A 23,514-nucleotide genomic window follows, 5' to 3' on the forward strand; every position below is an offset into this window, starting at 1 on the left:
CGTCCTGAGCCAGGATCAAACTCTCCAAAGAATTTGATATAGCTCTTAAATTGACGAAGCTTGCGCTTCATTCAAAAATGGTAAAACTTTTTTTGCCTCATCGTTCAGTTTTCAAAGTTCGTCTGCCGCTCTTGGCGACTAAATGATAATAACATTTAATTCATTTTGATGTCAACAACTTTTTCGTTTGTTCAACGTTTGTCGCTGGCAACAGAGATAACTATATCACCTGCTTTTTGATCTTGCAAGCATTATTCTAAAAAAACTTTTAAATCTTTTTCTACATCATCCAAAGTTCGAATCCCAACTCCTTAATGGAAGAAGGAAGAATAAATCACTTTAAAGAATACACTTATATCTAAAAACGACTATAAACCTATAAGGAGTCAACCAATGATGCAATCCGATTTACAGCGGCCTAAGAAACGTTCACCGCTCAGAATATGGTCCGGTACCCAAGTATATACGTTAAAGAGACGACTTGAATGGATGATGGATAAACGAAAATATGTTTCAAAGCGAAATCCTGACCCGATGCCATATCTGATCCATACACACCGCACTCCTCTATATCGCCAACTCCGAGATGTCGACATGGAAGTTCAACATAACAAGGTTATCAATCTGAAGATTGCAATCACCAAACTGAACGGCTCTATCCTGACTCCAAACGACGTCCTCTCCTATTGGAAGATGATCGGCAAGCCGACGAAACGTAAAGGATACGTCGACGGAATGATTCTCCATTACGGAAAAGTCACTTCAGGAATCGGTGGTGGTCTATGCCAACTGTCCAATCTAATCTATTGGATCACCTTACATAGCCCATTGACCGTAACCGAACGTTATCGTCACAGCTACGACGTGTTCCCAGATTACCGACGGGACCAACCTTTCGGGAGTGGTGCGACATGTTCTTATAATTATCTCGACTTACAAATCACAAACCAAACGGCGCAAACGTATCAACTCCTTCTATATATAGAGGGAGATCATCTCGTCGGGGAATGGCGCTCGAACATCCCGAATAAAGAACAGTATCGTATATATGAAGAAAACCATCATTTCACCCGTGAATGGTGGGGTGGGACGATCCGACATAACCAGATATTTAGAGAAGTCACTTCAATGAATGGCACACATCTTCGAAACGAGTTCATCACAGAAAATCACGCGATGACGATGTACGACCCATTCCTTCCTGAAAATACTGCATACAAAAAAGCCGACTCGTAATAGCAGAGCCGGCTTTTCAAATGAACTTATGCGTGTGGCAAGAACATGAAGTATGCCAAGAAGATGATCAACATCCCGTACATGATCGGATGAATCTCTTTCGTCTTCCCTTTTGCAATCATCATGAGTGGGTAAAGGATAAACCCAAGCCCAATTCCCGTTGCGATTGATGATGTAAGTGGCATCATGATAATCGTCAAGAATGCAGGAACTGCAATCTCGATCTTTTTCCAATCGATATCAAGAAGAGCCGAAGCCATGAGCACTCCAACGATGATGAGTGCCGGAGCCGTGACTGGCGCCGTAACAACTGCCAAGAGAGGCGAGAAGAACAACGCTAACCCGAAGAACAATCCTGCGAAGACAGCTGTTAACCCTGTTCGTCCACCAGCAGCGACACCTGCTGACGATTCAACGTATGAAGTCGCTGTAGATGTTCCGAAGATTGCACCTGCCACCGTCGCTGTCGAGTCAGCTAACAACGCCTTACTCGCACGTGGTACTTTGTTCTCTTTCATGATCCCAGCTTGACGCGCTACCGCGACGAGCGTTCCTGCTGTATCAAAGAAATCGATGAAGAAGAACGTCAAGATGACAACGAGCATTTGAAGCGTGAAGACATCACCGAAGTTGATGAAGGCTTGACCGAATGTAGATGACATACTCGGCGGCATGGATACAACGTCTGAGATTGCTGTCGGAGTTGGCACGAGACCGAAGATCATCCCGACAATCGCCGTCAATAACATCCCGATGAAAATACCACCTTTTACATCGCGCGCCATGAGCAAGGCACTGACCACGAGACCGAATACCGCGAGAAGCGTTGTGCCCGTTCCGAGCGAACCAAGACTGACGAGTGTTGCTTCATTTGCGACAACAATGCCTGCGTTTTTCAAACCGATGAAAGCGATGAAGAAACCAATCCCTGCAGCAACCGCCATTTTCAGCGGAGCCGGAATCGCATTAACAATCGTTTCGCGAATTCCTGATAACGTCAATACGATAAAGAAGAGACCTGATACAAGTACACCTGACAAAGCCGTTTGCCAAGAAATACCCATCCCGATGACGACGCTATATGCGAAGAACGCGTTAAGGCCCATGCCTGGCGCAATCGCAATTGGGTAGTTCGCGAGAAGTCCCATCGTCAATGAACCGACTACCGCGACAAGACCTGTCGCCACGAAGACCGCTCCTGTATCCATACCCGCTGCCCCAAGAATGTTCGGGTTAACGAAAAGAATGTACGCCATCGCGAGGAAAGTTGTAAATCCTGCGATCAGTTCCGTGCGGACACTCGTCCCGAGTGCTGTGAGTTGGAAGTAACGATCGATCCGACTCGTTGTTGATGGTTGTTGCTGTTCTTGCTTGAGCTGTGTGCTCATTTGTTTTCCTCCTTGTGCTCGCCGTAAAACGAGAAAGGGTCCCCGGCAAATGACCGAGGACCCCACGCGAAACATACGAGGGCATACACCCTCATCTATGTCTCGCCGTAGTGAAATCATTTAAGGTGATTTCGTAGAGACTCTCGGGCCATATCCCCGACATTATACGGCAAAATATTTTATAATTGTTCGGTTATAATAAGAACGTTCTTATCGTATCAGCGTGAAAATAGAATGTCAACTAAATTCACGGATTTTACATCGATAAAAAACGTGAATGTTCGGTTTTAAGACAAAACAGAGGGGATATCCCCTCTGTTCAGCTTATTCCCATTCAATTGTTGCAGGTGGCTTAGACGTAATGTCATACAGCACACGGTTAACGTGGCTGACTTCGTTTACAATCCGGACAGAGATCTTCTCAAGCACATCCCATGGAATACGTGCCCAATCGGACGTCATGCCATCGATTGAAGTGACCGCACGGACACCGACAGCATAGTCGTACGTACGCTCGTCACCCATGACTCCGACCGAGCGAATCGGCGTGAGCACCGTGAAGTATTGCCAGATGTCGCGTTCAAGTCCAGCTTTCTTCACTTCTTCACGCAGAATCGCATCCGATTCACGCACGATCTCTAACTTCTCTTCCGTGATTTCACCAAGGACACGAATTCCGAGACCTGGACCCGGGAACGGTTGGCGCCAAACGATATAGTCAGGAAGACCGAGTTCTGTACCGAGTGCACGGACCTCGTCTTTAAAGAGCGTGTTGAGTGGTTCGATCAACGTGAAGTTCATATCTTCTGGCAATCCACCGACGTTATGGTGTGATTTGATTGTTTGTGCTGTGTCTGTCCCACTCTCGATGATGTCTGTGTAGAGCGTCCCCTGTGCGAGGAAGTCCATATCGACGAGTTTCGATGCTTCTTCATCAAATACGTAGATGAACTCGTTTCCGATGATCTTACGTTTTTGCTCAGGGTCCGAGACACCAGCCAATTTTGTCAAGAAACGTTCTTGTGCATCGATTTTAATGACTTTCATGTTGAATCCGTCTGCGAACGTCTTCATGACGCTATCCGCTTCCCCTTTACGAAGGAGACCATGGTCTACAAACATACACGTCAACTGGTCACCGATTGCGCGATGAACGAGTGCGGCCACGACAGAAGAGTCGACACCGCCCGAAAGCGCACAAAGAACTTGCTTATCGCCAACGATTTCACGGATTTTCTCTACTTCGAGGTCGATAAAGTTTTCCATCGACCATTCGCCTTTGGCACCACATACTTCATAGATGAAGTTTTTCAAGATGTCGTTTCCATACTCCGAGTGACGAACCTCTGGATGGTATTGGACACCGTACATTTTCAACTCATCGTTTTTGATTGAAGCGACCGGGCAAGACGGGTTCGTTCCATCGACGATAAATCCTTCCGGCGCTTCCATGACGAGGTCACCGTGGCTCATCCATACTGTATGCTCGACTGGAAGCCCGTTATAAATCGCTGATGCTTCCGGCGTTGAGAACAATGTCGCTTTTCCGTATTCACGATGAGCGGCACGTTCCACACGACCACCGAAGTGATGCGTCATGAGTTGCATCCCGTAGCAGATCCCGAAGATTGGAATACCCAGTTCAAAGATCTCTGGATCACAACGATATGCACCTTCCGCGTATACGCTGTTCGGTCCACCCGAGAAGATGATGCCGATCGGGTTCAATTCGCGAATCTCCGCTGCCGTCATCTTATGTGAATGCAACTCGCTGTATACGCCAAGGTCACGGACACGACGTGTGATCAACTGGTTATACTGACCACCAAAATCAAGCACCAAAATCATTTCTTGTTCTACTTTCACGAAATCTCCACCTTTCTGCCTTCTCCTCAAAAAAAAGGACGCGCCTCTCCCCAGATTAACCCAAACCGAAGAAGAAGCACGCCCTTTTCTTTGTATACGAAACGTGCTCCTTCATAGTCGGTCCATTTACGGTGGTCCGGTAGAGACTCTCGCGCCAATTCACGAGTATATACGAAGGAATGCCATGTTCAATTATCTAACTAATGCGTCTATCTTACTTGATGCATCCCGTCACTTCAACTCATAATTCGACGAATCATGATTTTCCAATATTCTTTATATTTTGAATTCGGCTCTTGTTCCGCATAAATAGCTTGCTCAAACAAAGCCGTCAGACGGGTCATATCATTCGTTTCATAGTAGGCGTCGACCTCTTTGGCGAGTTCCGAAGGCGTACGTCCCTCAATTTTGAATCCGTTCGCACGCAGTCGTTTCATCAAATAGCGGTGCATCGAGACGAGGCGCCCATCCGTGAGCGGACGACTCATCCACCAGACATACATGATTTGACGCGCGATGATTTTCCGGTTCCAAACGAGGACCGCCACGAGGAAGAGAATGACAACCCATCCCCACACGGGCATGTTGCGTGCCTCCTCTTGAACATCACCTGTCGTCACGTCATCGATCAACAAATCTTCTTGCGGACGGTTTTGCGTATCATTGTCCTGATTTGCTTGGGGATCGTTCGCAGCCGGTGTCGTGTCTTCCGTATCCGTCTCTCGTTCCATCTGCAATAAGTTGGCGTCCGAGAAACTGATGGTCGCTTCTAACGGGACCCAGCCCGCGCCTTCAATGAAATACTCGACCCACGAGTGGGCGTGACGATTTCGAATCGTATATTCTTCTTCACCTTGAACGACCCCTCGTGTGTCACCCATCGTAAACCCTTTTACCCAACGCGTCGGTATGCCGTTCGCACGCAACAACACGGCAGCTGACGTCGAGAAGTTATCGCAATACCCGATTTGTGTGTCGAACAGGAACTGGTCAACATAATCCGTGTCCCCCTCCGGTTGTGCCACATTTTCGGTATCGTATTGAAATTCTCCATTTCGGAAATACGCTTCTACCGCTTCCGCCTTCTCGTTCGGTGTCTCACTCTCCGCCGTAATGTCAGCGGCTAAATTTCGTACACGCTCTGGCAACGATTCCGGTAGCTGTAAATAGACCTGTTGCTCTTCTTCCGTGAGCGACGTGATTTCTTCATTTAATGCAAGCTGTTCTTCAGAGAAAGCCGGGACACTATAACGAAGTTGGATCGTCCGCGGAGTCGATTGTTCCTCATTTTCAAATACAATCTTTCCGGACGGTTGCATCGTAATCGTCTCGTTCGGGAACGCCCGCTCGATGTCACCAACTCGAAATTCGGTACCGGACTCCGTTTCGATGGCTTGCGGATATTCTCCACCATAAGGAACGAACGGTTGTCGGCGCTCAAAACGTAATAATGCCTGTTCCGGTGTCGTATCCACTTCCGAGTCCACCAACTGACCACGATTGTAGTTCGAGTCAAGGACCGGTGCCTCAACCCAACCTTTCCCCGTATAAATCGCCTTGGATTCGATGCGCCAATAGCGGGCCGGCACGCCGCGAGCGATGAAGACGATGCCGTCGTCCTGTTCAAACGGACCACCTAGCGATTCGTCGTTCACTCCATACCCAACTCGGCCTGGGCCACTCCCATCTCCTTCCGTCGTCGCATTCCGGAAACTCGTAGTGATCCGGTCAGACCAATCGCCTTCAAGCGTTGGCGAAGCGTTTGCGAGAGCCACGACGACACTGAGGAGTAGTCCGATACTGACGAATCGGACGAGCGATTGACTCGGTCGTTTCGCCAAATCGGTGACAAATAATAAGAGGAGCGATGTGACGATGGCATACAGGATATTGCCTTCCCCGTCATACAACGTCCACGTATCAAAATAAGCCATAACCCCAAGTGTCGAGACAATCATCCCAAGTGCAAAACTGTAACTCGGATAGGTTCGTCCGACGAGCACGGCGAACAGCAAGCCAATCAGCGCCATGGCAGAGAAGAAAATTGCTTCATTCGGCAGCTCACCGCTCATGACACCCATCAAATCTTCCATCCATAGCCCAAACCAGTCCAGAATACTGCCATGATAGACATACAAGATGACGAGGAAATGAAGAAGCGAGATCCCAAGGAAAGCAGCCCACGGCAGAAGACTGGCAAACATCGGCACGATAAGCAGGAAGTAAAACGGCCACGTCACATCGAACGTCGTACTTCCGACAATCGGCTCAATCCAGAACGACAACAAATAGGCGGCAAGCGCCGTATAGACGATTCGGGTTACCCATGTCTTCATACCGTCACCTCATTTACTGCCGTGTAGAGATGATAGCTACCTTGTGTCTCGTGCATCAACTCTCGAATGGACGTCGTTTCAAACGGACTGATCAAAATCAAATCTCCAGTTTGTTGAGGCAGATTTTGCTTCACTCGTTCGACGAGACGCCCCTCGGCTTCTGGCGTGGCGGTCAACAAGTAATGGCCGACTTCCGCACTCTGGTCGGGAAGATGGAACAGTCGCACCTGCTCTTCGATGACGTAAAGTTCAAACGGCAGATTTTTTCGTTCTAACTGACGAATCGCCCCAACGAGTAAGGAAAGGGAACGTTCAAACGCCTCTTCATACCCGGCAGAGACGGCAGGCACGAATACGAGTGAGAGCTTCTTCTCTTGTTCCTGGTCAAACGTCTTGGTCATCAAGTTCCCTCGACGTGCGGATGCCTTCCAATCAATCCGTCCGATTCGGTCCCCTGCCGCATACTCCCGAACTCCGCTGGTCGTATTGGCCACTTCGGTATACGTCCGCATTTGACGATATTGTTCCCCACGACCGCCGACATGTTCGTCTCGAGGTAAATCAAACGGCAATTCGGCAGGCGACACCTCGACGACCGTTTCGAGTCGCAACGTCCGCTTCCGGTCGAACAAACCGAACACATCGCGTACATGGAGCACGGTGCGGTCAAAGACATGAATCCCACGCTTGATCGCCCCGACCTCATACTGGACGACTTCTGCCTGCCGGAAAAAACGGTCAACCGGAACGACAATCGTCTTGTCTTCATCCGTCAAACGTTGTGGCAATCGTTCCTCTAACGTGACCATCCCAATTAAGAAGGGATACTTCCGTTCAATTCGTAACTCGACGTCCATCGTTTGTCCAGAGACAAGTCGCTTCGTCGTCACACGACGCAATACGTTTGCCGCCGTGACCGGATAAATCATAAAGAGCGTCCAGTAGACGGTCAACACGACGAACGACCACCATAATGTTGAGGCGACGATACTGCCTTCGATGCGGGCAAATGCATACAATCCGAATGCCGCCGCCCATACAACGAACAGCTTCATCCAGTTTTTCATACTTCATTGACCTCACGATCCATCGGGACAGGTAACGTATCCAGCCAATCTTGAATCAACTGATTTGGTGACTTTCCTTTATATCGCGCTTCCGCTGTCAAAAGGACGCGATGTCCGAGCACGCTCGTCGCCATCGCCTTCACATCATCCGGCAAGACGAAATCACGATTATGGATATACGCCCATGCCTGTGCTGCTTTCATCAACGCAAGTGTGGCTCGCGGACTCCCGCCTAAATACGTATGCGGATCTTTTCGCGACTCATGTACCAGTCGCACGATGTACTGCTTGACCGCACTCGACACATGTACGTCTCTCACTTCACGTTGCATCAGTTCGACTTCTTGCTTCGTGATCACGCTCTGAAGCGCCTCGAGCGGCTCTTCTTTTTCAAAACGTGACAACAACGCAATCTCTTCATTGAACGTCGGATAGCCCATCTCGATTTTAAGTAAGAAGCGATCCAACTGTGCTTCCGGTAACGGATACGTCCCTTCATGCTCAATCGGGTTTTGTGTCGCCATGACGAAGAAAGGTGACGGTAACACTTTCAACTCCCCGTCCACTGTCACACTTCGCTCAGCCATTGCCTCGAGAAGAGCCGATTGCGTTTTCGGTGAGGTCCGGTTGATTTCATCCGCTAAAATGATGTTACCCATGAGCGGACCTGGTCGATATTCAAATTCTCTCGTTTTTTGGTTATACATCGAAATTCCGGTCAAGTCGGATGGTAGCATGTCCGGCGTGAATTGGATGCGCTTAAAATCTAAGTCAATCGCTCGACTGAACGTACGAACGAGCATCGTCTTCCCGACTCCTGGTACGTCTTCAAGTAATACATGTCCACCCGCCAGCAAGGCAGTGAGACTTTTTGCGATGACTTCTTCTTTTCCGACAATCACGGTTTCGATAGCGGTAATAATCGATTGGACAGTTGGACGGTACATGACGGACTCCCCTTTTTCTCTGATCTAGGATGACTGAAAGTTAGAATGTTCTGACTTTATTGTGACACAAGCGAGTATCGGAAAGAAAGAAATACCGCACCCAAATGCGCTTCCTATTTCTTTACCCAAAAACGTGCCCGTTCTTTAGAAAAAACGGGCACGTTTATCGATTATTCTGGGCGCTTCACATCAAATAGTTCTCCAAGGGTCGCATAACCATTGCCGGCCATCCGACTGACAGGCGCTAGCCGTTTGGCATCGATGCGTCCTTGACTGTATAACTCTCGATCAATATGAAAACGGACAATTCGTGCAATCAATAGATCGGCAGTCGTTTTTCCGTCATGTTCGATCGGCAAGTGATGATGGAGCACACATTCAAAACGGATTTTTGCTTCTTTGACCCCTGGCGTCGAAATCATATCACTCGGTTGAAGCGTAAAATCCGTACACGACAGCTCACTCTCATCTGCCGCGAGGTTGGCGGCCGTCTCGTTCACGTTAATGACGTTCGTCTCATCTACGACATGAATCACCAGTTCATTCGTACGGAGTGCGTTACGCGCCGTATCTTTCATCACGCCGTCTTTTCGTTGAACCGAGACGGAGACGAGAGGAGGATTGGATGCGACTACATTGAAGTAGCTAAACGGGGCGGCATTAATCACGTCCCCATGTTGTGTTGTGACAAACGCAATCGGTCTTGGAACAATACTGCCAATCAAAAATTTATATGTGTCTCGTTCAGTCAAAGCAGAAGGTTCAATCGATAGCATAGACTCACACTCCTTTTTATCTTAACTTCAAAATAATCACTTCATCAGACAATGTCAACGCAAAGCAGGTTGACACGTGTACATTTCATGTATTTTGGGTAAATCGCATTATGTGTATATGATTTTAAACACTTCGTATAAGCAAATTGTTTCATTTTCCCTTCCCGGTCTCATAGAATTCAGGGCAAGGAAAAGATGACCTATCGTTTTTTATGTTCAAGGAAGGAAGTAGAACGAATGATCAGCAAGTGGATTGAACAATTGAACAGTCGTCAAATACTCAGTATTTTATATAGTGTTTGTGGATTCAGTCTGGTTTTGACCTTGATTGGGGCCTGGTTCGTTCGAGATGGGGATGTCTCCACTCTCGAACTCACTGCCCTCCGATGGATTTGGATGATTGGATTGGTCATGTTCATCAGTGCCATTTTATTGATCGGACGCCCGCTCATCAAACGGATGGCCGACCAGAACAGCAGACTGAAAGCGAAGAAAGAAAAGCTCGAAACCGTGTTGAACGAATCCAAATTAAACGAAATCAATCTTCAATATCGCAATGAGTTGATTGAAGTATTGGCCTCGAAAGAATCATTATTCGATTACTCTTCTGTTATTGAAAAGATTGTGTTGCTTACAAAATCTGAGTTCGGTGCCCTCTTACTCACCAAAGACGGAGAAATCACGTCTGTCGTACCGAAAGAGATGACCGAAGAACAGCAGGAAAGTCTAAAAAAAGACTCCCTTTTGCTTAAACGAGTCATGATTTCAAAATTACCAGCCGCCACTTCTAAGCGGGTCGTCGATGCGTTACACACGTATCCGTATTATATCTATGAGACGGTCATTCCTATCATGGACCCATCGGATAATAGTCTGATCGGGTGCCTTTACTTGGCTCGTTACGACGAACAGTACGATGCGAGTGAAAAGTCTGAGTTGAATGCATTCGCAAGCCAACTCGCCATCTCTCTTCTCCGCATGCAGCTTTATCGTCAGATGCAGCAAGACCGAAAAGAAACAGCGCAACTCATCAATTCTGTACGGGAAGCCATTTTGTATGTGAACTATGAGGATGATACGGTCGTCGGGAATCGCGCCTTCATCCGTATGTTTGATGATTTACACTTTGACTATAAGGGATACGAAGAACTCTCTGTCATTGACATCGATATCGAGCAATTAGCAGAACGAGTCGATCAGCATGAACAGTTTGTCCGATACTTCGAGCGCGTCTTCACACAAGACCCGCCGGAAGACGGACTGACGATTTCAATCGACCAAGGCGATTGCTTCATTCAACTTTATGCTGAAAGCGTCTATCGGGACCGCAGACTTCGTGGAACGATGCTCGTCTTACGTGACGTCACGGCCGAAACGGAGATTGATCGGATGAAATCTGAACTCGTCTCGACCGTCTCGCATGAATTACGGACGCCTTTGTCCTCGATTTACGGATTTACCGAGCTGATGCTGTCACGTGATTTGAAGGAAAGTCGTCGTGAACTGTATTTGAAGACGATCCACGATGAAGCGAAACGCCTTTCCTATCTCGTCAACGATTTCTTAGATCTTCAAAAAATGGAGTCTGGAAAACAAGCGTTCGAGTGGGAACCGGTCGACTTATATCAGCTCGTCACAGATAGTGTCGCGTTTTATCAGGAAACGACGGACCGACATGAGCTGTTCATCGACACCGATACCGAACAAGATTTCATTATTGATGCGGACTTAGAAGGGATGCGTCAATTGCTCGGCAACCTATTAAGTAACGCCATCAAATATTCGCCAGATGGCGGGAATATCCTTGTATCGCTCGAACGCGTAGATGAAGAGGTCGTGATGAAAGTAAGAGACCATGGTATGGGAATACCAAGTGCCTCACTCCCTCATCTCTTCGGTAAATTTTATCGAGTCGATAATTCGGACCGTCGAAAAATCGGTGGTACCGGACTCGGTCTCGCAATTTGTAAAGAAATTGCCAAAGCGCATGAGGGTCAACTCCATGTCGAATCGATATATGGAGAGGGAAGTACATTCATCTGTGAACTACCAACCTCAAAAGAGCACATCATGCAATAACACGGTCATGTCGACCGTGTTATTTTTGACTCTTTTTTGCCTAATTTGGAAGGAATCCTTTGACAATATATAGAAAGGAAAGAAACCGATGCATTTTCGTGGATGTAGGATACCCTATCCATTTATTTTTACACGTTTTAAGCCAAAAACAAGATATACTGATTATAAAGAGATTGCTAGGATCGGAGGACTTGCCATTGGATCATCGTGACCCGCCTTTTTCAGAGATTGGAGATTTTAATCAATTGGGACGTTTTGAGATTGACGTACCTCACATGGGGGAGCAAGCGAAGTTTCAATCTGCCGCTGCTTTGATTCGGAAGCACGTGCCATTACGCCTTGGTGGATTTTACATTATTGCGAGCGAAGAGGAAATTTTGCATAGTGGTTCACATGATGCGAATCTTCAAAAACATTTGATTCACCTATTACAGCAGGTCCTTAACGGTCATATAGAAGACGAACGCCTCGTCCAAGAACAAGTGTGGACTGTGCATTATTTCACGACACCATAAAAAAGAACTCGATTTAAGTATTATTACTTATCTCGAGTTCTTTTCATTCATTCCCAACGTGACATCATTGAGATGGTTTTTTCATAGTATTCTGTAGCAAGTTTGTATTTACCTGAACTACGTAATTCCCTAGACAGCCATAACGCGTATTTATGTGTGTAATATTCATCGTAGGCTTCAAAATAATCTACTGCTTTTTTGAGGCTATGAATCAGCTCATTTTGATCAAATTTCTTATACTTGTTTACATAGATATCGAAGTGAAAGTCAAATTCAATTAAGTCCTCTTTGTTGCCTTTTAATTCATAGCCAACTGTTAACCACTTCATAATACCCTCTATGTCATTTTGAGCAACATTTACCTCGAGTAAAGACATCACGCTATAGAGTTTACTTTTTGCACCTTCTTTAACATTAAAACTATCAAGAAAGTATTTTTGTGCTTTTTCTTGGTCACCAACTAAAAAATAGATATCTCCCATGTTGTTGTAAAGCATTCCATAGTAGTCATTTAAGTTTGCCTTATCCGCTACTTTAGCTGCTTTTTCGTAGTGTTCTAACGCTGTGGTGTATCGTTTGCGCCTTTTAAATGACAAACCGATAATCATGTGTGATTCGATGATTCGTTCAAGACAAAAATTCTCTTGGAAATACTCGAGTGCCGGTTTTACGTAATCAATCGCTTGCGAATAATCCGTAAATCGGTGATAAAGTGCGCCCATCACATATCGCATATCTGCTTTTTCCCAGTCCGGAAGACCCGAATTCACCATGTCTTTTCCTACTTTTTCTAATAGGTTAACAGTTGTTTCACGATCAGCAGATTGATATAAGAACATGTAAATACACTGTATCAAATCATAACGTATTCGATCATCATTCGATAACTGATCTTTAATCCAGCCGACTTCGATTAAATATTGAACATTTCCACCTGGTGTGATTCCAAATCGCGCCAAAGTGATCAACAATGTGACATACAACTCTTTTGACTGTAAAACAACAGGATTCGTTTTGAATTTTTCAATTCGTTTAAAGTATTTTTCCTCTTGTCTAGATAATAATGCCTCCTTCAAAGTGTCACGAATTTCTTTCTTCGTTTGATCTATTTTTTCACTAAAATCATAATAAAGTGGAACATCTAGTTCTAGCCGTTCAAAAATTAATTCCAATACTTCATCACTAGGTGTTGTTTGGTTGTTTTCAATTTTACTTAAATAAGAAATCGAACAAATCCCTCTAGCAAGCACTGACTGCTTCATATTTTTCCGCATACGTTCTACTTTTATTAAATTCCCAAAGTTATATTCCATATCAAAAAGTAGCCCCTTCGAACTAAAATGGTTGGTTTTTTTAAAAAATATTAGTCTTTTTGTCACACATACAGGAAATTCGCCACAAAAAAGCATCTTAAAAGAGCATTTCTAGGAATGATTTTCCCAACCAAAACATCCCCCTTTATAAAAGATGACATGATAATATTGAACTAGTAAAAACAGTTTCTACAAATTTCCTAGTTAATTTTTACTAAATAACACATTTTAATTATTTATCCGGGGGTGAAAATGACAAATGGGAAAACTAAGTTTCTTACTTGCCGAAGACTACATTAAGCCTAAAATTTATTTTAAGTCAAAGCAAGTTCCAACCATGGATACAATGTACACTTCTGAAGATCATAATAATTTTTCAGGGTTAGAGCACCTGACCCAATTGTTAAGTTCTCCTAGAGGTTTCATTGTAAACGCTTTTCAAATCGATTACTATCAATCATTACCTCGACTGATAGCTCGTTCATTGAATCACATTCGCTCTTTCAAAAAACTTTATATTCTAGGACCTGAACTTTCCCTCTCGATTTTAAAACGAAGTACAAAAACAATTTATGAAAAACAGTTACTTGATTATGAATATATTAACGTTGAGCAGGATTCAGACTTTGTTACTAATCAATGCATGACCCTACTTGAAGAAGGACATATTTTGTATATTTTGCCCGAAACATCAGTTTGCTGGAGACCAAATTTACTCAATGAAACTGATAAGATATCACATTCTCTTTGCAGTACGTTATTAAGTCAACAAGTAAATGTTTCTATTCTAGCGACTGCTGTAAAAAGTGAATCTGAAAAAGTAGTGATCTTTCCTGCCGACACTCCAGATGCTTACTCAGGAGATATGGAGACACGTATATATCAGCAATCTGAGACACTATACCGATTGTTCGATTCTTTGAAAGCCGATGAATAATCAGGATTTTCTGCTTTAAAAACATAAAATAATTGTTTAATGGAGGTTTTATTGATGAAAAAAGTAACAGGAGTACTATTTATCGCAACAGCAGTTTTACTCTTAGGAAGTTCTGTTAGACCACTAGTAGACGATATGCCTCGCATCGTCAAAATAAATGAGCCTATCAAATTACATGTTGACGATATGCCTCGTATCGTTAAAGTGAATGAACCAATTAAGCTTTTCGTTGATGACATGCCGCGCATTGTTAAAGTAAATGAACCTGCTAAATTATTCGTCGACGACATGCCACGCATTGTTAAAGTAGATGAACCAGTCAAACTACTTGTTGATGATATGCCACGCATCGTATAAACTGATTTGCTCAAGACGCCTCGTGCGTCTTTTTTATTTAATAAAAAAGGTAAATGAATTATATATTTCCCTCCATTTTTTCCTTTTTACTTATATAATAAACAGGGACAATCTAGATGCACTCTCATACGCCGCCCTTGTCACTAGTTTAATGAATAAAGGAGTTTGAACATTGAATGAAACAAAATCATCATGGAGTTTAAAGCTGTTACTTAGTTCTTCACTTGCAATATCCGGGGCAGCAGTCGTCCCGTTCCAATTGGATTCTTCCGGTATTCAATCGACTGTCGCCGAAGCCGCCTCGACCTATACCACTACCGCCAACTTAAATCTTCGCCTCAGCGCAGCCACTTGGAGCCCAGCCCTCTTGACAATCCCATCTGGTTCAAGCGTCACGTACATTAGTACATACGGTTCGTGGTACAAGGTCAGTTATGGAGGCAAAACAGGCTATGTCGCTTCTCAATATGTTTCGGTCTCAAACACTTCTGCTTACTATAAGACAACAGACCGATTAAATATGCGCCTCGCCGCTGCTTCATGGAGTGATGTGGTCACCGTGATCCCTGCCGACGCGACCGTGAAGTATGTCAGTCGTTATGGGTCATGGTACAAAGTGACGTTCAATGGAAAGACGGGCTATGTCGCTTCTGCTTATTTAACACCTACGAGTGCGCCAGTCCCACCTTCGGACTACTATAAAACGACTGCCAACCTGAACCTGCGTCTCAGCGCCGCTTCATGGAGTTCCGTCGTCACGACGATTCCATCGGGTGCGACTGTCAAATATGTGAGCCGTTATGGATCATGGTTTAAGGTCACCTATAATGGAAAAACCGGTTATGTTTCTTCTGACTACTTAACGGCGACGACAGCTCCCGTAACCCCGTCTTCTTATTATAAAACGACCGTGAACTTGAATATGCGTCTTAGCGCCGCTTCATGGAGCGATGTCTTGACCGTCATTCCAGCTGGATCAGTCGTCAAATATGTCAGCCGTTATGACTCGTGGTATAAAGTCACATACAACGGCAAAACCGGGTATGTAGCATCCGAGTACTTGAAACCTACGACTGTTACGACACCAACGGATACAAACGGAACCGGTAAAACGGTCGTCATCGACGCAGGTCATGGTGGAAACGATCCTGGCGCTGTCTATGGCTCTGTTTATGAGAAAGTGATTGCACTTGATATCGCGAAACGTCTAGCTGGCGTCTTATCGAGCACCTATGACTACAACGTTAAATTGACTCGTTCGAACGATACATACCTCTCCCTTGAACAGCGTGTGTCACTCAACAAGTCTTATAAAGGGGATGTGTTCGTCAGTCTTCATGCGAACTCTTCCGTTTATAACACGGCACATGGACACGAGGTACTCGTCCCGACGTCAGAAAGTTATACGACAAACCCTTACATTTCCGCCAGCCGTAGTCTCGGCTCAAGTATCAACAAAGAGATCGCTTCACGGATTTCTACGATTCAAAACCGTGGGGTCAAGTATCAAAATGTATACGTAGTCGGACGGAACGTTTCACCTTCTACCCTTGTCGAATACGGATTCATCAGTAATTCAAGCGACCGCTCACATTTAACGAGTACGACATATCGCCAACGAATGGCTGAAGCAACAGCATCCGGTATTCATCAATTCATGCGATCTTATTACTAAAAAAGGAACTTAGCACTCAGCTAAGTTCCTTTTTTGATATGGACTTGCCAAATCATATGGGATGCCCCAGGTCCCCAATAATGTTCGAGGATATGAGACGGCTCACCCAATCGTTTCTGCCAATAGGCTTGTGCGCTCGGGAATCCGGCATCTAAATAAAAGACCTTCTTCCCTCGAACCGAAATTTCACGCATCATCTCTTCTAACAGGAATTGTCCGACACCTCGCCGCTGCATTCGTGGTGACACATAGACACTCCCTAGCTCAATCGCATCACGCTCAATTTGTATGTTGCCTGAGATGATATCATTCGGAGGTAATAACGCCCCTGCTCCGACAAGGATTCCGTCCTCTTCTACAACGTACAGATCAACGGTGTCATCATCGAAATGATCTTGAATCGTCGTGTTCAGACGCGCCACTTCTTCATCGAGCAAATCGGCATCTTCAAACCGCTCTCGTCGAATCAAGTCACTCAAACTCTCCATAAATAAGCGCTGCAAGGATTTCACGTCTGATTGTTCGAGTGCACGAAAATTCAAGACGGCCACTCCCTTTTCTTTTTTGTTTTACTCTTTACCCTCACGAATTCGTTGCGTAACACTCGGGTACGAGGGAATCATTTCTTCGAGCGGCTCATAATTCAATTTACCGTACGTTTTCCAAATGACTAAAATCGCAGCGGTCCATAATATGATTGTCAAATGAATAAACCCGATTGGATAACCACTTTCCGCTTCGAACCCGACCATCACGAACATTACGTTGAACATCGTATGCATGAGAAAGGCCGACCATAAATTGCGCGACGAACCGTTGTATACCCAAGTCATGATGATCGTATATGCCATCACGGCTAAGCCATACGCCCAAAATGACAAATTCGCCTGTCCTGTTCCAGCCATGAAGAAGAGCGGAATATGCCACATCGCCCAAAGGACCCCCAGTGACAGGCTAGCTAGAAGTGGAGAGAATCTTGATTGTAAGGCGTCCAGCAAATAGCCGCGCCATCCATACTCTTCCTGCAACGTCCCTCCGAGAAATAGCATATAGAAGAAGTATGGGACGACCCACCACGGTTCTCGAACGAGTAGGGCACCGCTTCGATCCGTCCACCAATACGCTACGAGAAATAAGAACGGAACCAACAAAAAAGGAATCGCATACGCCTTCCAACTCATCTGGAACTGAATGCTTTTCCGAAGAAGATGTGTCACCCCTTCCCCGCCCCGAAGTCGATACATCGTGAGAAACCCTGCAATGCTTGGACCAAACGCCCCTAAAATAACGATGACCATGATTGGTAAATCGGTCCACCAGTACAAACTTCCCCATATAAGCCATGAGTAGCCGAATGAGACCAATAAGAAAAAGTTGATGTATTTGTTTTTATACATAATCAGCACCCCTTCAGCAATGTAGTACCCGTTATTTGATTGGAAGAATAGCATTTGAATCTTTTTGTATGTAATTATAATTGTTCGGCATATAATGAAGTGATGAATGGATTAAATAACCCTATGAGGTATCGACACTATGGAACAGATTAGCACGCATACAACAAGTCACAATGGATTTTTGATGATACTCGCTTTTCTCATTGCCAGCGTTTCAGCCTTGATGGCACTCGAATTAGCGAAGCGGGTCACAGGAGGTGTGACAACGTCTCATCGTACTTGGATTTTATTTGGTGGTACCACGCTAGGTCTTGGCATCTGGTCCATGCATTTTGTGGCCATGCTCGGTCATGCGTCCTTACATGAGAGCACCTATTCGATTTGGCTCATTATCGGATCAATGATTCCGGCGATTGTCGGGTGCATCCTGTCGTTCGGTTTGATTTCTCGCAAGACGACATGGATGTCCTTACTGCAATCTTCCGGTTTGATGGGATTTGGAATCGTCAGCATGCATTATATTGGCATGAAAGCCATCCAAGGTGTTCAATTGGACTTTGATCCCTTATGGGTATTGATTTCAATTGGTATCGCTTGGGGCGCTTCCTTTCTCGCCTTATGGGTAGGTTTCTTTTCGTCCTACGCTACGGCACGGACATCCTTGCCCGTTAAACTAATGTTCTCCCTTCTGATGGGGACAGCTATTTTCAGTATGCACCTTGCTGGAATGCGGGCAACGACTATCATTCCTGATGCTTCACCCGCCAGGCAGGTTCCGATTGATCCGACCCTACTCGCATGGTTAGTCACGAGCATCGTGTTTCTCTTATTCGGGATGTACTTTATTGCGTATACGTTAGAACGACAAATCCAAAAACGTGACCTTTTTCAAACGACGATTTTAGAATCGACAACGGATGCTGTAGTGACGACGACAAGCGATGGTGAAATCCAATATCAAAATCAAGCGTTCGCTCACTTATTCGAGGGACATGCGACAGAACCCTTTTTTCAGGATTATCATCCTTTGCTGTCGGCTCAACAGCCGTTCTATCAGCCGGTACAAATTGACACGAATCATCGTACGTTAGAAGTGACGTCTTATCCACTTCAAGATGGTTCAAACAATCAAGTACTCTGGTTCATCCGAGATGTGACCGAAGCAGTCGCCTCTCAGCGTCTGATTGAACATATGGCTTTTCACGATGCATTGACGGACTTACCAAATCGGCATAAACTGGATGCCCTCTTGAAGGAATGTATCTCACAAGAACGTTCGGTCGCCTGTTTATACATCGACGTAAACCGCTGGCGTTTCCTAAGTGACATTCTCGGGCATCACGGAGCAGATGAGTTGATCATTCAAGTCGCTGACCGCCTCAAACATACGATTCACCCAGACGATGTATTGACACGAATCGGACCATCCGAGTTTGTCATTTTACTATTTGCGCAACGCAGTTCGCTCGCTCATCAAAAGGCTGAAAAATGTATTAAGGCGATTTCATCCAGCTTCGACGTGGATGGCACGACTCTTGAATTGACGATGAGTGCGGGAATCAGTCATTTCCCTAAGGATAGTGCTTCTTCCGAAGAACTTATTCAATTTTCTCGTCTTGCCGCTGATGAATCCAGACAAGATGGAGAGAATAATATCAAATTATTCGAAGAATCATCACGACCTCAACTCTTGCGCAATATCGAGATAGAAAAAGCACTCGTCACCGCACTAAGTAAAAACGAACTGACACTTGTCTATCAACCGAAAATCGATTTGAAGCGGAATCGATTAGAAGGCGCGGAAGCGTTACTTCGATGGCAACATCCACAAATCGGAAAGGTTGCGCCATCTGACTTCATCCCGATTGCGGAAAACACGGGGTTAATTCATTCGATTGGTCATTGGGTCATTCGGGAAGGTTGTCGCGCTTGGGTGCGTTGGCAACGAACTGGGATACGTCCCTTTACATTATCCCTTAACGTTTCCCCGCTCCAATTTGCGCGCGAAGACTTTGTTGATACGCTACAATCCATTCTTTTGGAGACGGGGATGGACCCGATGTATCTCGAATTGGAAGTGACCGAGTCCTCGATGCTTTCATATGAGGCCTCGACTCGTGAAAAACTGACACAGTTGCATCAGCTCGGAATCCTCATTTCTCTCGATGATTTTGGGACCGGCTATTCTTCTTTCAGCCAACTTCGGGAACTTCCTGTGCAAGTGCTGAAAATCGATCGGTCGTTTATCGAGAACCTGTTCACCGACCGCAATCAAGAGGCCATCGTCCGCTCGATGATTCAACTCGGTCACAACCTTGGTATGAAAGTTCTCATGGAAGGTGTGGAAACATCCGCTCAACTCGAATGGTTACTCAAGGAATCATGTGACTACGTACAAGGCTACTACTTCAGTCTTCCGTTGTCTGAGACAGACGTTCCACTTCACGTAAAACAAACAACGACCTATCTCGAATTCGGGAAACACTAAAAAATCGCTTCTGTCAGGTGACAGAAGCGATTTTTGATTAAGACACACGTTCTTTTTCTTCTTCCCGAATCAAATGATATTGATCAAGAATCAACTGAGTCAACGTGTCCCCTTCATGAAGATGAAGGTATTTTTCAATCGTTGACGAGATGCCGTGTTCTTCGATCGACAAATTCAGCTCCGACGATTCCGAGTCCTCCGGGTTGTAGTAATGAAGGGCTGCTGCAATCCCGTAAGCGAGTTCGTTTGGCTCGATGCCGTTATCCATCAATTCGCGTGCCGGTTTGACGAGACGGTCGCTCGGTCCAAGTTTGCGAATCGGCGAACGCGCCACGCGTGACACTTCATCCTTCAGTTTCGGATTTTCAAAGCGCTTGATGATTTTTTGAATGTATTGGCTATGCTCTTTCGCCTCGAATCCGTATTTCTCAAGCAATAACCAACCTGTCTCATATAATGCGCCTTGGACGACTTGACGGACGCGACGATCCTTCAGCGCCTCGTCAATCGTTGCCTTCCCGAACAACGAGCCGATATAAGAGGCGATGGCATGTCCCGTATTGACCGTGAATAATTTTCGTTCGATATACGGTCCGATTTCTTCAACCCATGTCACACCTTGAATCGGTGGTTGTTCGTTGAGCCCTTGTGTCTCGATGACCCATTCATGGAACGTCTCGACTTCCACGTAAAGCGGATCCTCATGTTGTTGTAGCGGGACGATGCGGTCGACTGCTGCGTTCGGGAAGAAGACATTCGCCTCCCCGACACCACCACACGCTTCTACTTCTTGACGAAGGATCGCACTCCCACCAATCATGTTCTCACATGCGATGACATAGACCGGGGCATCTTCGACTTCACGAGCACGAAGTCCTTCGCTGATCAACGGTGCCACTTTTGAGAGGAGTGACGGTCCGACAGCCGTCGTCACGAGATCTGCTTCTGCAATCAAGTTCACGACCCGAGCTGGTTCTTTCAAACTGTTGACACCGCGAACTCGGTCGACGACGACACGATCGACGCCATCTTCCGCAAACCCGACCTCATAATGACGTTTTGCCTCAAGCGCTTCGATGACCGTGTCATTGATGTCGACAAACGTCACCTCGTAACCGCTTTGGTTGAGCAATAATCCGATAAAGCCTCGTCCGATGTTCCCTGCCCCAAAGTGAACAGCTTTCATTTACGCCACCTCTTCCATAAAGAGCGCCAAGATTTCTTCTTTCGTTTTTGCCTGAACAAGACGCTCTACATTGCTTTCGTCTGAGCATAGAATCGCGATTTGCGATAGGAGCTCTAAATGTTCATCATTCACGCCTGCAATTCCGATGACGAGTTTGGCCGTTTGACCTCCAAAGTCGACCCCATCTGGTACTTGCAGGAACGAGATCCCCGTCTTCTGAACCCCTGATTTCGCTGCTTCTGTACCGTGTGGAATGGCGACGTGATTTCCGATATAGACGTTTGCGATCTCTTGACGTTCATGCATCGCTTCTACATACTCCGGCGTCACACAGCCGGCGTCTTGTAGGACGGCTCCGGCTGCTGTGATCGCTTCCTCTGTCGTTGCGAATGTTTGGTTAAGTCGAATCATCTCTGTTTGAATGAATGGCATTTTGATTTCCTCCTAATGGCTAAACCGTATCTCTATCTATTCTGAGTTCAAGAAATTTTGCTGCGTTCCGCTTTAATTTCTTCTACCAATTGGTCATAGTAATCGGCGTTCAAGAAGTTCGTGACCGAACGATGAATCGCATTCGGTGCTTGCGCTTCCGCACGCTCCGTCAAATCTTCGTGTGTGATGACGAACTGAGCATCTTTCGGCAAGTTGCTGATGGACGTGTTCGTCACTTTGATTGGCAAGTTCGCTTTGTTGACCTTGTTCCGGAGAACCGATGCTCCCATGGCACTCGATCCCATTCCAGCGTCACAAGCGAAGATGATATGGTCGACTTTATCAAGACGATCTGTCACGAGAGCCGATGCGTAAGACTGTTTACCTTTCATCGCACTCACGTTTTGTGTCGCTTCTTCGAGTGATACTTCCTCTGCTGCGCTCGATTTCAAGATAACACTAGCCACAGCGAACGTGACCGCTGCTGACAAGAGAATCCCTGCCACGAGTCCGAGATATGAACCGCGTGACGCCATCGCAAGAATGGCAAAGATACTACCTGGTGAAGCCGGTGCGACGAGACCGACATCAAAGAGTACGAACGTGAAGATCCCTGTTGCGCCCCCTGCGATCATCGCAAGGATCAAGACCGGCTTCATCAATACGTATGGGAAGTAAATCTCGTGAATCCCACCAAGGAAGTGAATGATGGCTGCACCCGGTGCCGTACGTTTCGCTGCACCTTTGGCGAAGAACATATAGGCGAGAAGTAATCCAAGACCTGGTCCTGGGTTTGCTTCAAGTAAGAAGAGAACGGACTTTCCAGCGTCTGCGACTTGATCGACACCAAGCGGACTCAAGATCCCGTGGTTGATGGCGTTGTTCAAGAAGAGAACTTTTGCCGGTTCGATGAACAGACTCGCAATCGGAAGCAATTTCGCGCCGACGATCCAGTCAACACCTGCCGCCATGACTTTATCGAGGGCACTCATGATCGGACCAAAGATTTCAAATCCTCCAAGCATGAGAAGACCACCGATGATTCCAACTGAGAAGTTGTTGACGAGCATTTCAAATCCCGCTTTAACTTTGCCTTCAAGGGCACGGTCGACTTGGCGGATGACATAACCACCGAGTGGACCCATGATCATCGCACCGAGGAACATCGGAATGTCGGTACCGACGATGACCCCCATCGTGGCGAGTGCCCCGACGACACCGCCTCGTACGTCATGAAGTAATTTACCACCAGTGAAACCGATGAGTAATGGTAAGAGATACGTGATTGTTGGACCAACGAGTTCTGCTAATTTTTCGTTTGGCCACCATCCTGTTGGAATGAAGAGTGCTGTGATAATCCCCCAGGCAATGAAGGCGCCGATGTTCGGCATGACCATCCCACTGAGGAAACTACCGAACCGTTGTACTTTGACTCGGACCCCGCCCGAGCTTGCTTGCGTATTCGCCATGTATAAAACCTCCAGTCGTTTAAATGTGAAAGGTTGAATGTGTAGTGTAG

General features: G+C 46.0%; 19 protein-coding genes and 2 riboswitches. Of the genes, 7 read left to right on the forward strand and 12 right to left on the reverse strand.

The window, feature by feature from the left end; genetic code table 11:
- The first annotated feature begins 393 nt into the window (after window positions 1–393).
- Window positions 394–1,236, forward strand: a complete 843-nt coding sequence (locus KNO71_RS15795) for a VanW family protein (protein WP_214689415.1) — start codon at window positions 394–396, stop codon at window positions 1,234–1,236.
- A gap of 26 nt (window positions 1,237–1,262) precedes the next feature.
- Here the strand turns inward: KNO71_RS15795 and KNO71_RS15800 are convergent, their stop codons facing one another.
- The 6 genes from KNO71_RS15800 to KNO71_RS15825 form a co-directional block, all read right to left on the reverse strand.
- Window positions 1,263–2,624, reverse strand: coding sequence for an NCS2 family permease (locus KNO71_RS15800; RefSeq protein ID WP_251030967.1), 1,362 nt, complete (start codon window positions 2,622–2,624; stop codon window positions 1,263–1,265).
- 88 nt (window positions 2,625–2,712) lie between these two features.
- Window positions 2,713–2,814, reverse strand: a riboswitch (purine riboswitch).
- Window positions 2,815–2,948: 134 nt separating this feature from the next.
- Complete coding sequence (gene guaA / locus KNO71_RS15805) at window positions 2,949–4,472, reverse strand: glutamine-hydrolyzing GMP synthase (RefSeq protein ID WP_031424658.1); 1,524 nt, start codon at window positions 4,470–4,472, stop codon at window positions 2,949–2,951.
- A gap of 112 nt (window positions 4,473–4,584) precedes the next feature.
- Window positions 4,585–4,685: riboswitch (purine riboswitch) on the reverse strand.
- Window positions 4,686–4,726: 41 nt separating this feature from the next.
- On the reverse strand, window positions 4,727–6,826 hold the full coding sequence (locus tag KNO71_RS15810) for a transglutaminase-like domain-containing protein (RefSeq protein ID WP_214689417.1): 2,100 nt from the start codon (window positions 6,824–6,826) through the stop codon (window positions 4,727–4,729).
- Window positions 6,823–7,893, reverse strand: a complete 1,071-nt coding sequence (locus tag KNO71_RS15815) for a DUF58 domain-containing protein (RefSeq protein ID WP_214689419.1) — start codon at window positions 7,891–7,893, stop codon at window positions 6,823–6,825. Before KNO71_RS15815 ends, KNO71_RS15810 begins: the two co-directional genes overlap by 4 nt.
- On the reverse strand, window positions 7,890–8,840 hold the full coding sequence (locus tag KNO71_RS15820; RefSeq protein WP_214685761.1) for an AAA family ATPase: 951 nt from the start codon (window positions 8,838–8,840) through the stop codon (window positions 7,890–7,892). Before KNO71_RS15820 ends, KNO71_RS15815 begins: the two co-directional genes overlap by 4 nt.
- A 170-nt stretch (window positions 8,841–9,010) precedes the next feature.
- Window positions 9,011–9,616, reverse strand: coding sequence for a flavin reductase family protein (locus KNO71_RS15825; RefSeq protein WP_214689421.1), 606 nt, complete (start codon window positions 9,614–9,616; stop codon window positions 9,011–9,013).
- 237 nt (window positions 9,617–9,853) lie between these two features.
- Here KNO71_RS15825 and KNO71_RS15830 point away from each other — a divergent pair, with 237 nt between their 5' ends.
- Together KNO71_RS15830 and KNO71_RS15835 are read left to right on the forward strand one after the other, a co-directional pair.
- Window positions 9,854–11,695: an ATP-binding protein gene (locus KNO71_RS15830; protein ID WP_214689428.1), complete on the forward strand. Its 1,842-nt coding sequence runs from the start codon at window positions 9,854–9,856 to the stop codon at window positions 11,693–11,695.
- Between the two features lie 197 nt (window positions 11,696–11,892).
- Window positions 11,893–12,210: a hypothetical protein gene (locus KNO71_RS15835; RefSeq protein WP_078146244.1), complete on the forward strand. Its 318-nt coding sequence runs from the start codon at window positions 11,893–11,895 to the stop codon at window positions 12,208–12,210.
- A gap of 47 nt (window positions 12,211–12,257) precedes the next feature.
- Here KNO71_RS15835 and KNO71_RS15840 read toward each other — a convergent pair whose 3' ends face one another.
- The gene (locus KNO71_RS15840) at window positions 12,258–13,523 is read right to left on the reverse strand and encodes a tetratricopeptide repeat protein (protein WP_214689430.1); all 1,266 of its coding nucleotides are present in this window, start codon (window positions 13,521–13,523) and stop codon (window positions 12,258–12,260) included.
- Window positions 13,524–13,782: 259 nt separating this feature from the next.
- Here KNO71_RS15840 and KNO71_RS15845 point away from each other — a divergent pair, with 259 nt between their 5' ends.
- The 3 genes from KNO71_RS15845 to KNO71_RS15855 all read left to right on the forward strand — a co-directional run bounded on the left by KNO71_RS15845 (window position 13,783) and on the right by KNO71_RS15855 (window position 16,492).
- Complete coding sequence (locus tag KNO71_RS15845) at window positions 13,783–14,460, forward strand: hypothetical protein (RefSeq protein WP_214689432.1); 678 nt, start codon at window positions 13,783–13,785, stop codon at window positions 14,458–14,460.
- A gap of 54 nt (window positions 14,461–14,514) precedes the next feature.
- Window positions 14,515–14,817 (forward strand): hypothetical protein, encoded by a 303-nt coding sequence (locus KNO71_RS15850; protein ID WP_015880690.1) that lies wholly within the window; start codon window positions 14,515–14,517, stop codon window positions 14,815–14,817.
- A gap of 172 nt (window positions 14,818–14,989) precedes the next feature.
- Window positions 14,990–16,492 carry an N-acetylmuramoyl-L-alanine amidase family protein gene (locus KNO71_RS15855; protein WP_214689434.1) on the forward strand — a complete coding sequence of 501 codons (1,503 nt, stop codon included), beginning with the start codon at window positions 14,990–14,992 and terminating at the stop codon, window positions 16,490–16,492.
- 20 nt (window positions 16,493–16,512) lie between these two features.
- On the opposite strand, the gene KNO71_RS15860 is transcribed toward KNO71_RS15855, so the two are convergent.
- Together KNO71_RS15860 and KNO71_RS15865 are read right to left on the reverse strand one after the other, a co-directional pair.
- Window positions 16,513–17,034 carry a GNAT family N-acetyltransferase gene (locus KNO71_RS15860; protein ID WP_214689436.1) on the reverse strand — a complete coding sequence of 174 codons (522 nt, stop codon included), beginning with the start codon at window positions 17,032–17,034 and terminating at the stop codon, window positions 16,513–16,515.
- A 27-nt stretch (window positions 17,035–17,061) separates the two neighbouring features.
- The gene (locus KNO71_RS15865) at window positions 17,062–17,889 is read right to left on the reverse strand and encodes a CPBP family intramembrane glutamic endopeptidase (protein WP_251025012.1); all 828 of its coding nucleotides are present in this window, start codon (window positions 17,887–17,889) and stop codon (window positions 17,062–17,064) included.
- Between the two features lie 139 nt (window positions 17,890–18,028).
- On the opposite strand from KNO71_RS15865, the gene KNO71_RS15870 reads away from it, so the two are divergent.
- A complete protein-coding gene (locus tag KNO71_RS15870) occupies window positions 18,029–20,377 on the forward strand; it encodes a bifunctional diguanylate cyclase/phosphodiesterase (protein ID WP_214685745.1) in 2,349 nt (782 codons plus the stop codon).
- 37 nt (window positions 20,378–20,414) lie between these two features.
- Here KNO71_RS15870 and KNO71_RS15875 read toward each other — a convergent pair whose 3' ends face one another.
- From KNO71_RS15875 to KNO71_RS15885, 3 genes are read right to left on the reverse strand one after another with little or no spacing between them, the layout of a single operon-like run.
- Complete coding sequence (locus tag KNO71_RS15875; RefSeq protein WP_214689440.1) at window positions 20,415–21,563, reverse strand: mannitol-1-phosphate 5-dehydrogenase; 1,149 nt, start codon at window positions 21,561–21,563, stop codon at window positions 20,415–20,417.
- A complete protein-coding gene (locus tag KNO71_RS15880) occupies window positions 21,564–21,995 on the reverse strand; it encodes a PTS mannitol transporter subunit IIA (RefSeq protein WP_214689442.1) in 432 nt (143 codons plus the stop codon).
- A 47-nt stretch (window positions 21,996–22,042) separates the two neighbouring features.
- Complete coding sequence (locus KNO71_RS15885; RefSeq protein ID WP_196431520.1) at window positions 22,043–23,464, reverse strand: PTS mannitol transporter subunit IIBC; 1,422 nt, start codon at window positions 23,462–23,464, stop codon at window positions 22,043–22,045.
- Window positions 23,465–23,514: the final 50 nt, after the last annotated feature.

This window comes from Exiguobacterium sp. s163 (assembly GCF_018617135.1).
In the GTDB taxonomy this organism is placed as follows: Bacteria; Bacillota; Bacilli; order Exiguobacteriales; family Exiguobacteriaceae; genus Exiguobacterium; species Exiguobacterium profundum.